Source organism: Kribbella sp., from assembly GCF_035687465.1.
In the GTDB taxonomy this organism is placed as follows: Bacteria; Actinomycetota; Actinomycetes; order Propionibacteriales; family Kribbellaceae; genus Kribbella.
The window spans coordinates 1-10,532 of sequence record NZ_DASRXP010000735.1; the positions used below are offsets into that span (position 1 = coordinate 1).

Annotated in this window: 7 protein-coding genes and 1 pseudogene; 3 read left to right on the top strand and 5 right to left on the bottom strand. The window is 67.9% G+C overall.

Annotation, left to right across the window (positions count from 1 at the left end; translation table 11 throughout):
* Both VFG33_RS39915 and valS read right to left on the bottom strand, forming a co-directional pair.
* Positions 1-232, bottom strand: a pseudogene (locus VFG33_RS39915) (hypothetical protein); the annotation flags it as partial.
* Positions 233-375: 143 nt separating this feature from the next.
* Positions 376-2,916 carry a valine--tRNA ligase gene (gene valS / locus VFG33_RS39920; protein ID WP_325058246.1) on the bottom strand — a complete coding sequence of 847 codons (2,541 nt, stop codon included), beginning with the start codon at positions 2,914-2,916 and terminating at the stop codon, positions 376-378.
* A gap of 72 nt (positions 2,917-2,988) precedes the next feature.
* On the opposite strand from valS, the gene VFG33_RS39925 reads away from it, so the two are divergent.
* From VFG33_RS39925 to ndk, 3 genes are read left to right on the top strand one after another with little or no spacing between them, the layout of a single operon-like run.
* Positions 2,989-4,353 carry a bifunctional folylpolyglutamate synthase/dihydrofolate synthase gene (locus VFG33_RS39925; RefSeq protein ID WP_325058247.1) on the top strand — a complete coding sequence of 455 codons (1,365 nt, stop codon included), beginning with the start codon at positions 2,989-2,991 and terminating at the stop codon, positions 4,351-4,353.
* Positions 4,350-4,685 (top strand): DUF4233 domain-containing protein, encoded by a 336-nt coding sequence (locus VFG33_RS39930; RefSeq protein ID WP_325058248.1) that lies wholly within the window; start codon positions 4,350-4,352, stop codon positions 4,683-4,685. The genes VFG33_RS39925 and VFG33_RS39930 overlap by 4 nt, the downstream gene beginning before the upstream one ends.
* 58 nt (positions 4,686-4,743) lie before the next feature.
* Positions 4,744-5,154, top strand: a complete 411-nt coding sequence (gene ndk, locus VFG33_RS39935) for a nucleoside-diphosphate kinase (protein ID WP_325058249.1) — start codon at positions 4,744-4,746, stop codon at positions 5,152-5,154.
* Between the two features lie 8 nt (positions 5,155-5,162).
* On the opposite strand, the gene VFG33_RS39940 is transcribed toward ndk, so the two are convergent.
* The 3 genes from VFG33_RS39940 to VFG33_RS39950 all read right to left on the bottom strand — a co-directional run.
* A complete protein-coding gene (locus tag VFG33_RS39940; RefSeq protein ID WP_325058250.1) occupies positions 5,163-6,275 on the bottom strand; it encodes an alginate O-acetyltransferase AlgX-related protein in 1,113 nt (370 codons plus the stop codon).
* Between the two features lie 11 nt (positions 6,276-6,286).
* Positions 6,287-7,705, bottom strand: coding sequence for an MBOAT family O-acyltransferase (locus VFG33_RS39945; protein ID WP_325058251.1), 1,419 nt, complete (start codon positions 7,703-7,705; stop codon positions 6,287-6,289).
* 209 nt (positions 7,706-7,914) lie between these two features.
* Positions 7,915-10,532: AfsR/SARP family transcriptional regulator (locus VFG33_RS39950; protein ID WP_325058252.1), on the bottom strand; the 2,618-nt coding region annotated here is incomplete at its 5' end.

Sequence of the window (10,532 nt, forward strand, 5' to 3'; positions counted from 1 at the left end):
CGGTGGTGGGGGCGGGGGTGGATTTCTTGGTGGGGCGGCGGCGGGGGGTCTTCTTGGCGGGGGGCTTCGCCGTGGCGTTGGCGGCCGCGTTGGTGGAGTCGCCGGTCGGAGCGGCGGCAGCGTCGGCGGAGCTGTTGCCTGTGGGAGTGCCGGCGGCGTCGGCGGAGCCTTGGCCCGTGGGGGTGCCGGTGGGGGCGGCTGGGTCCTCGGGGGGCTGGGGTGCGTCGCTCATCGGGTGCTCCTTGGGACTGGCATGGGGCTCGTCGCCGGGGTCGCCCCGATGCTTCCACATCGGGCCAAACTGGTTCCGCAGCGTAGCCGTTGCTGTGAACGCAGTAACGCCCGCCTCCGGAGGAAGCGGGCGTTACCGGGCGCTCAAAGGGTTGCGGTGACCGAGATGCTGTCGCTCTCGTCCGGGCTCCAGATGATCCCGCCGACGATCCGGCCGGCGGCCCTGAGGTCGCCCTCGGCGCGTTCCGCCAGCGCGAGCCGGGCAGCCGGACCGGTGACGACGACCTTGCTGACCTCGGTCTTCATCGAGACCTGGGCAGTCGACTTGGCGCCGCGGATCCCCGCGAGCACCTCCGCCACCGCGTCGAGGACCGCAGGGTCCTGCTCCGCGACGGCGATGTCGGCGTCCGGCACCGGCCAGCTGGTCAGGTGGATCGAACCTTCCTGCCACCACGACCAGACCTCCTCGGTCGCGAACGGCAGGTACGGCGCGAGCAGGCGCAGCTGGACCGACAGGGCGACAGCAAGTGCCGCCTTCGCGGAGGCAGCCCCCTCATCGCCTTCTTCGCGGTAGGCGCGCTCCTTCACCAGCTCCACGTAGTCGTCGCAGAACGACCAGAAGAACCGCTCGCTCACCTCGAGCGCGCCCGTGTAGTCGAACTTCTCGAACGCGGCGGTCGCCTCGTCGATGACCGTACGGAGCTGCCGCAGCATGGCCAGGTCGACAGGCTCGGTGACGGCCGAGGCATCGACCGTGGTCGCGCCGAAGCCCAGCACGAACTTCGAGGCGTTCAGCACCTTGATCGCCAGCCGCCGGCCGACCTTCATCTGCGACTCGTCGAACGGCGAGTCCATCCCCGGCCGCGCCATCGCCGCGCGCCAACGGACCGCGTCCGAGCCGTACTTGTCCAGGATCTCCGACGGCACCACCGCGTTGCCCTTGGACTTGGACATCTTCTTGCGGTTCGGGTCGACCACGAAGCCCGAGATCATCGAGGTCTTCCACGGCAGCGTGCCGTTCTCGAAGTGGGCCCGGACGACGCGGGAGAACAACCAGGTCCGGATGATCTCGTGCGCATGCGTGTTCAGGTCCATCGGGAAGGTGCGCTTGAACAGGTCCTCGTCCCGCTCCCAGCCGCAGACGATGTGCGGGGTGAGCGACGACGTCGCCCAGGTGTCCATCACATCGGGGTCGGCCGCGAACCCGCCCGGCTTGCCGCGCTGGGACTCGTCGTACCCGGACGGCAGCTGCGAGGTCGGGTCGATCGGGAGGTCTTCCTCGCGCGGCAGCAACGGGTGGTCGTAGTCCGGCTCGCCGTCGGAGTCGAGCGGGTACCAGACCGGGAAGGGGACGCCGTAGAAGCGCTGACGGGAGACCAGCCAGTCGCCGTTCAGCCCCTCGACCCAGTTCAGGTAGCGGTGCCGCATGTGATCGGGCACCCACTGCAGTTCGTTGCCGCGCTCGATGAACTCGGCCTTCAGCAGCGGGTCGCGGCCACCGTTCGTGATGTACCACTGCCGGGTGGAGACGATCTCGAGCGGCTTGTCGCCGTTCTCGTAGAAGTTGGCCATCCGCTCGGTCGGCTTCGGCTCACCGTCGAGGTCGCCGCTCTCGCGCAGCTTCGAGACGATCAGCTCACGAGCGCTGAAGACGGTCTTGCCCGCCAGCTCGGCATACAGCTCCGAACCCTCCAGCCACGCCGGCGTCTCGCGCAGCAGCCGGCCGTCGCGGCCGATGACGGTACGGACCGGGAGCTGGAGCTCACGCCACCAGATGACGTCGGTCAGGTCGCCGAACGTGCAGCACATCGCGATGCCGGCGCCCTTGTCCGGCTCAGCCGCCTCGTGCGCGAGGACCGGCACCTCGATGTCGAACAGCGGCGAGCGGACCGTAGTACCGAAGAGGTCTTTGTAGCGTTCGTCGGACGGGTGGGCGATCAGCGCGACGCAAGCCGGGATCAGCTCGGGACGCGTGGTCTCGATGTAGATCGGGCCCGACGGTCCGTGGAAGGCGATCCGGTGGAAGGCGCCCGGGTACTTGCGGGCCTCGAGCTCGGCCTGCGCGACGGCGGTCTGGAACGTGACGTCCCACATCGTCGGCGCCTCGGCCAGGTACGCCTCGCCGCGGGCGAAGTTGCGCAGGAAGGCACGCTGCGAGGTGCGGCGCGAGCTCTCGGAGATCGTCGTGTAGAGGGACGACCAGTCGACGCTCAAGCCGACCTGGCGCCACATCGCCTCGAACGCCTGCTCGTCCACGTGGGTCAGCTCGCCGCACAGCTCGACGAAGTTCTGCCGGCTGATCGGGACCTGCTTCTTCGGGTCCGGCTTCTCGGGCGGGGTGAAGTCGGCGTCGTACGGCAGCGTGGGATCGCACCGGACACCGAAGTAGTTCTGCACCCGGCGCTCGGTCGGCAGGCCGTTGTCGTCCCAGCCGATCGGGTAGTACACCTTCTTGCCGCGCATCCGCTGGAACCGCGCGACCAGGTCGGTGTGGGTGTAGCTGAAGATGTGCCCGACGTGCAGCGATCCGGAGACCGTCGGCGGCGGAGTGTCGATCGAGAAGACGTCCTCCCGCTCGGCCGTGCGGTCGAACGCGTACGTCTCCTGCTCCTTCCATACCGCAGCCCATTTCTCCTCGAGGCCATCGAGGGTGGGCTTGTCAGGAACGCGGGACGTCTCGGTCATGCTCACAATCCTAGTGGTTGTCAAGGGGTGCTTCCGACCGGTTATCCACACCGCTCCTAGACTGGCGACCTGATGAGTGACCTCTCGTATGCCGAAGTGTCGGCCAAGCTGCAGCAAAGATGGCCGGAGCACAAGATCGCACCCACGCTGGAGCGGGTCCAGCGGCTGGTCGAGCTGCTCGGCGACCCCCAGAAGGCGTACCCGGTCGTCCACCTGACCGGTACCAACGGCAAGACCTCCACCGCCCGGATGATCGACTCGCTGCTGACCGAGGCCGGGCTGCGCACGGGCCGGTTCACCAGCCCGCACCTGGAGACGGTCCGCGAGCGGATCACGCTGGGTGGCGAGCCGATCAGCGAGGAGCGGTTCACCGAGGCGTACGCCGAGCTCGAGCCGTACTTGGAGGTGGTCGACAGCGAGTTCGACAACCCGCTGTCCTTCTTCGAGGTGATGACCGTGATGGCGTACGCCGTGTTCGCGGATGCCCCGGTGGACGTGGCCGTCATCGAGGTGGGTCTCGGCGGCAGCTGGGACGCCACCAACGTCGCCGACGGCGTCGTCTCCGTGATCACCCCGGTCGCGGTCGATCACGCGCACCTGCTGGGGACGGATCCGGTCACGATCGCCGGGGAGAAGGCCGGGATCATCAAGCCCGGCGGTACCGCGGTGATGTCGCAGCAGAGCCTCGACGTGTTCGAAGTGCTGCTCCGCCGGGCGGCCGAGGTCGGCGCTCAGGTCGCGCGGGAGGGCATCGAGTTCGGCGTCACCACCAGGTCCGTGGCGGTCGGCGGCCAGCTGATCTCGATCCAGGGGCTGGGCGGGGAGTACGAGGACATCTTCCTGCCGCTGCACGGTGAGTACCAGGCGCACAACGCGGCCACCGCGCTCGCGGCCGTCGAGGCGCTGCTCGGAGCCACCGCGCAGACCGAGGGACGGCTGACCACCGAGCTGATCCAGGCCGGATTCGCCGAGGCGACGAGCCCCGGCCGGATGGAGGTGGTCCGGACCAGCCCGACCATCATCGTGGACGCCGCGCACAACCCGCACGGCGCCGAGGCGACCGCGGCCACCGTCACCGAGGCGTTCGCGTTCAACCCGCTGATCGGCGTCCTCGGGTGCATGAAGGACAAGGACGTGTACGGCATGCTCGAGGCGTACGAGCCGATCATGGAGACCGTCGTCTGCACCCGGAACTCCTTCGAGCGGTCGATGCCGGCCGAGGAACTCGGGGAGATCGCGGCCGAGGTGTTCGGCGAGGACCGGGTGCTGGTCCGGCCGAAGCTGCTCGACGCGATCGACGACGCGATCCGCCTGGCCGAGGAGAACGCGATCGCCATGGGCACCGGCGGCGTACTGATCACCGGCAGTGTGATCACCGCCGGTGAGGCCCGCAAACTGCTGGTACGCCGGCCGCGGGCGGACGAGGGCACCAAATGAGATCCCTGGCCTCGATCGTGCTGGGTTTCGAAGCACTCATCCTGGCCCTCGTCACGCCGGTGATGATCTCCGTCGCCGACGTCGAACCCAGTACTGCGCTGCCGCTGTGCCTGGGGCTCGCGCTCCTGGCGATCGTCGCGGCAGGACTCCTGCGCAACCAGGTCGGCTACGCCATCGGCTGGGTGATCCAGGTGGCAGCCGTCGGACTCGGCTTCGTCGTACCGGTGATGTTCGTCCTCGGCCTGGCCTTCGCCGCCTTCTGGGTGATGGCGATCGTCCTCGGCCGCCGCATCGACGAAGCCAAGGCCGCACAGCAACCGCAGGCCGGTTAGGCTCATCCGCCCAAGGTGCCCCACAATCCACGAAGATCTATCCAGAGAGAGAAGAGAAATGTCGCAGCGCACCCTCGTCCTGCTGAAGCCCGACACGGTACGCCGTGGTCTGGCAGGGGAGATCCTCGGCCGGTTCGAAGCGAAGGGACTCGGCATCGTCGCGATGGACCTGCGCACGATCGACGGTGAGATGGCCGACCAGCACTACGCCGAGCACGTCGAGAAGGCCTGGTACCCGCCGCTGCGCGAGTTCGTCACCAGCGGTCCGCTGATCGCGCTGGTCCTCGAGGGCGACGAGGCGATCGAGGTGATCCGCGCCCTGAACGGCGCCACCGACGGCCGCAAGGCCGCCCCCGGCACCATCCGCGGCGACTTCTCCCTCTCCAACCGCGAGAACCTCGTGCACGGCTCCGACTCCGCGGAGTCCGCCTCCCGCGAGATCAAGATCTGGTTCCCCGACCTCGGCTGAGTCGCTGCCTACGGGGCAGCGACGGTCAGGGCGTCGGCCACTTTCTGGCGGAAGGTGGCCGACGAGAACATGTGGGTGGTCGCCATGCTGCGCTGGACCATTTCGAGGACGATGGTGTCGGAATCCCTGATCGCGTTGACGATCTCGGTCTCGCTGACGTGGCCGGTCCACAGGAAGGTGCCGTCGGCAAACAGTGGTCGCAGGTTGCCCAGCGCGTAGTACGCGAAGGAGTCGCCGACGATGACCGACTTGCCGGGGACCAGGCCGGTCGCCGGCCGGGTGGTCCAGCGCTCCTTGCCGACCAGCTCCTTGAGCGGGTCGTAGGCGATCCACCCGGGCTGCGGCGTCACCGTAGTACCGGTGGAAACCTGTAGAGAGGGTGGGGATTCCTTCGCCGTGAGGCCGAGCAGGACGTTCAGGTCGGCGGTCTTGGTGATGGTCTCCGGGGTCGTCGTGATGCGCGAGGCCAGGCGGGGACCGAAATGCGCGGCGAGCTCCTTCGAGAAGATGGCCGCGCCGGTGGTCGACCAGTGGGAGTCCGTCTTCCAGTAGGTCTGTGAGCCCGTCAGCTGCTCACGCACACCTACCCAGGAAGGGTGCTGGTAGGTGTCGAGAATCTCGTTCTGCTGAGTGATGCCGTCCAGAGCACAAGCGCCCGTCGGTACTACGGATGGCAGGTCCTCGCCGATCACGGAGGACTTGTTCGGGCCGATCGTGAAGACCACGTTCCGGCCGGACTGCTCGATCACTTCCGCGAGCTTCGCGAAGTCGTCCAGGGCCTGCTGGAACTGCGCGTTCCGCTGACAGAGCCGGGTGAAGTCCTCGGCCAGGAAGAGGTTGCCGTCCTGACCACGCACCACCTTGCTGTTGGCCGGCAGTTCGCGCAGGACGTTGAAGTCGAACCACGACTTCGCCTCGACCCCGGCCGTCCGCCCGGCCACCCGATCCGCGGCCCACGGGCCGAGGGCGTCCAGTGCGCCGAAGCCGTCCGACGCCGCGGGGGCCGCGGCGATCGGCCGGTTGTCGAGTGGTTTCTGGCGCAGGCCGAGCGCATACCCGACTCCCGGGCCGAAGACGAACGCCAGCCCGATCACGAGTATCGCCGCACGCCTGAGCTTCATCTGGATCCTCCTCAGAACTGGAAGTAGAGAAAGGGGCTGAAGGTGCCGGCCACGGTGACGATCGCCGCGTACGGCGCTGCCGCCAGCGCGAGGGAGCGCATCGTCCGGCGGGCCCAGGTCGGGGCTTCCTGCATCCCGTCGATCACGCGACCCGACACCCAGGCCGCCGGGATCATCGCCGAAGCGACGACCAGGACCAGCAGGGCGATCCGGTGTCCGGACAGCAGCATCGCCAGCTCAGGCGGCAGATCCCAACCGTGCAAGGGATTCAGCATCGCGCCGAGCATGCGCCCGGCAGCCGGCAGGTCCGCGGCGCGGAACAGCACCCAGCCGAAGATCACCAGCAGGAAGGTGATCGCGCGCCGCGGTGCGGCCCACTTGGTGGAGCGGCCGAGCCCGGTCGCGCGTTCGATGATCAGCAACAGGCCGTGGTACGCGCCCCAGATGATGAAGGTCCAGGCGGCACCGTGCCACAGACCTGTCGTCAGGAAGACGATGCTGAGATTGCGGTACGTCTTGAAGGTGCCACCCCGGTTGCCGCCCAGCGGTACATACAGGTAGTCGCGGAACCAGCGTGACAACGACTGGTGCCAGCGCCGCCAGAAATCGGTCACCGAGATCGCGGAGTACGGGCGGGCGAAGTTCTCCGGCAGGCGGAGGCCGAACATCAGGCCGAGACCGATCGCCATGTCGGAGTAGCCGGAGAAGTCGAAATAGATCTGTCCCGTGTAGGCGAGCGCGCCGATCCACGCGGTCGCGGTGGAAGGATCCGAGGTCGCGAAGGCGGCATCGGCCACCGGGGCGAGCGAATCGGCGATCACAACCTTCTTGAACAACCCCCAGGCGAACCGCGGGAATCCCTCGATGAAGTTGGCCATCCGGTCGCGATCGGAGTCCCGCAGTTGGTCCGCGATCTCGTGGTACCGCACGATCGGTCCGGCCACCAGTTGCGGGAACATCGCGATGTAGGTGATGAAGGTGAGCGGGTTGCGCATCGGCACCCGGCTGCCGCGATAGATGTCGACCACGTACGACAGGTGGTGGAAGGTGAAGAAGCTGATCCCGATCGGCAGCGCGAGACTGATCAGCCGGGTGTCGCCGATCCCGATCGCCGAGGCCATCGAGTGCACCACGGTGGAGGCGAAGCCGGCGTACTTCCAGACCGCGAGCACGGCCAGGTCGAGCACCACAGTCGTTACCAGCAACGGTTTGCGCCAGCGTGGCGGCAGCCCGCCGATGACCAGGCCGGCCGTGTAGTTGATCGCGATCAGCGCGAGCAGCAGGAAGACGAACTCCTTGCCGCCGACGGCGTAGAACCCGAGCGAGGAGACCGCCAGAACCCCGTTGCGCGCACTTTTGGGCAGCACCCAGGTCGCCAGCAGGACCGCGGGCAGGAAGTACCAGAGAAACAGCGGTACGGCGAAAGACAAGTGTTTTCTCCAGTAGGTCGACCCGGCACGGGGATCAACGAGCTGGACCACGCCAGGGTTTGCCTCGATCGACGTGACGTTGCTCGCAACTGTGTTTCACAGGGGGTGAAAGTGTTTTGAAAGGTCTGTCGCTCATCCTCATCTGGCGGGGGTTTGCTCCCGACCTGATGCGGTCCGCAGGTCGAGCAAGGACTCCGGGGAGTCCTGGTTCAGGGACCGGGGCTCCCCGGGCGCGGGGAAGAGCATAGCTCAGCCAGCCGGCTGTCGACCGCCTCGGCAGCCGGGTGGTTCAGCTGGTTGAGCAGGCTGAGGGCGGCCTGCCAGGAGGTTCCGGCGGCGTCGTTGTCCGCGAGCTGGTGCTGTACGTCTCCCAGATTCTGCAGCATCAGCGCCTGGTAGTAGACGTCGTTCAGCTCGCGGTAGAGCGCCAAAGCCTGTTCGTAGCAGTGAATTGCCTGGGTGTAATCCGTCAGTCCCCTGTACGCGTAGCCCAGGTGATCCCAGGTCGCCGCCTCGCCCAGCTTGTGGTCGACCTTGCGGTAAAGGGCTTGCGCCTCCTTGCAGAGGACGAGCGCCTGGTCGTAGTCGCCGAAGGCAGAGGCCTGCAACCAGCCGAGCGAGTTCAGCGCCAGCGCGTGACCCATGCGGTGCCCGACGACCTTGAAGAGGTCCGACGCGACCTGGTCGTACTCGTAGGACTCCTTCAACCGTTCTTGTTGTGCCAGAACAAATGCGACCATCCGATGGCACCAGGCCACCGCCAGTTGATCGCCGGTCTCCACAGCGAGGTGCAGCGAGGTCTCTGCCTCGACCAGAGCCTCTTCCAGCCGGATCTGCCGGGCCAGAGCGTGTGCACGGTAGCGGCGGGCCATCACCTGGCCGGGCAGGTCGCTGGTCCGTTCGCAGGCCTCTACAGCGGTTTGCATCACGTCCACCCAGGTGTTCCAGAGCCCACGGCGCTCCAGGAACCCGGTCATAGTCCTTGCCAGGTGGGTGGCGTGCCCGTCGAACCCGTGCCGGGCCGCGTACTCCACGAGACACACCAGATTCGGATGCTCGACCTCGAACCAGTCGAACGCCTCCTGGTAGCCAGAGAAGCCCTGCACGTACGCCGGTCTGCCCTGCTCGGGCAGTTGGTCGGGATCCCGGTGCGGGCGTAACCACTGGTCGCCGGCATCCGCAGTACGGAGGTAGTAGTCGAGGAGCCGCCGGATGGCCTCGTGCTGATTCTCCTGCGCCTTGGCCAGTTCTCCGGCGTACACATGCAGGAGGTCGTGGGCGGAATAGCGTTGGGGACTGGGCTGACTGACCAGGTGAGCCCGCTCCAGCTCCGCGAGAGCCGGGCGCACGCGGTCGGGCGTAGTACCGGCGAGGGCTGCTGCGGCGCCGACGGACAGGTCTGGGCCTGGGTGCACACCAGATAGTCGGAAGATGCGCGCGGAGGTTGACGTGACCAGCTGATAGGACCAGGAGAAGACGGCGCGCAGGTCTGTCGCCTGATCCTCGCCGGCGAACACGTCCAAGCCCTGCCGCGTACGCCGGAGGTCCGTCGCCACCGCGTCGAGTGACCACGTCGGATGCGCGGCTGCATGGGCTGCCACTAGCGACAGGGCGAGCGGCAACCGCGCTGCAAGGTCTACGAGTTCCTCTGCTGCGTCCGGCTCGGCGTCTAGCCGTTGGGCACCGACTGCGCCCTCCAGTAAGGCGCGGGCCTGGTCCCAGTCCATCAGGTCGAGCGTGAGCGGGTAGGCGCCCTCACTGGCCAGCAAACCCGGCAGAGTGCTCCGACTGGTCACCACCACGCGACAGCCGTTCCCGCCGGGCAGCAGAGGCCGGACCTGCGCCGCACTGCGGGCGTTGTCCAGCACGATCAGCAACCGCCGGTCCGCCAGCAGGGTCCGGTACAAAGCAGCTTGTGCAGCGGCACCCGACGGGATCCGCCCAGGCGCTGTCTGCAACGCATCAAGAAACCCCCGTACTGCGTCCTCCGGGCTGACCAGGTCACCCGAGGGATCGAAGCCGCGCAGGTTCACATACAGCTGTCCGTCGGGGAACTCCGCAGTCGCCCGCTCGGCCCATCGGACAGCCAAAGCGGTCTTGCCCACTCCCGCGGTACCGGAGATCACCGCGATCGACCCGGTGAGGCCGAGCAGCGCCTTGTCGAGCTGGTCCAGCTCCCGGGACCTGCCGACGAAGGTCCGTCCGACAGTGGGGAGCTGGTGCGGAATGACCTCGCGGGCTGTTCGTACCGCGGCGGCCCGGGCATCCGTGGCCAAGACGGTCTGGTGCAGTCGGCGTAGCGCGGGGCCCGGATCGAGGCCGAGTTCGTCAGCGAGCAGGCGGGAGGCCTCGCTGAAGGTGGCCAGCGCATCGGCCGGCCGCCCGGCCCGGATCTGCGCCTGCATCAGCAGGGCCCACAGCGACTCGCGCAGGGAGTGCCGCCGCGTCAGGCCACGAAGCTCCGAGGTCACAGCGGCGTGGTCGCCCCGCTCGAGGCGAGCCGTCAGCAGCAGTTCTGTGGCATGCAGGCGTTCCTCGGCCAGCATCGGCACGGCATCGCGGATCAGTGCGCCGGCCGTCAGACCAGCGAGGGGCTCGCCCCGCCACAGAGCCAGAGCCTCGGTCAGGAGCCGGGTTCGCTCGGCCGGATCGGCGGTCACAGTGCTGGCCGAGACCAGGCGGCGGAACCGGACCAGGTCGACCTGGTTCTCGTCCACGCTGATCACGTAGCCGGCCGGCTCGGTGCGGATGACCGGGTTGCCGCCGAGCAGGGTCCGGAGCCGCGAGATGTAGGTCTGCAAAGCGGCCCGGGGGCGCGCGGGCAGGT

Bases quoted from the DNA above. Each gene is read 5' to 3' on its own strand.
- valS (WP_325058246.1), bottom strand. From the start codon at position 2,916: ATGACCGAGACGTCCCGCGTTCCTGACAAGCCCACCCTCGATGGCCTC.
- VFG33_RS39925 (WP_325058247.1), top strand. From the start codon at position 2,989: ATGAGTGACCTCTCGTATGCCGAAGTGTCGGCCAAGCTGCAGCAAAGA.
- VFG33_RS39930 (WP_325058248.1), top strand. From the start codon at position 4,350: ATGAGATCCCTGGCCTCGATCGTGCTGGGTTTCGAAGCACTCATCCTG.
- ndk (WP_325058249.1), top strand. From the start codon at position 4,744: ATGTCGCAGCGCACCCTCGTCCTGCTGAAGCCCGACACGGTACGCCGT.
- VFG33_RS39940 (WP_325058250.1), bottom strand. From the start codon at position 6,275: ATGAAGCTCAGGCGTGCGGCGATACTCGTGATCGGGCTGGCGTTCGTC.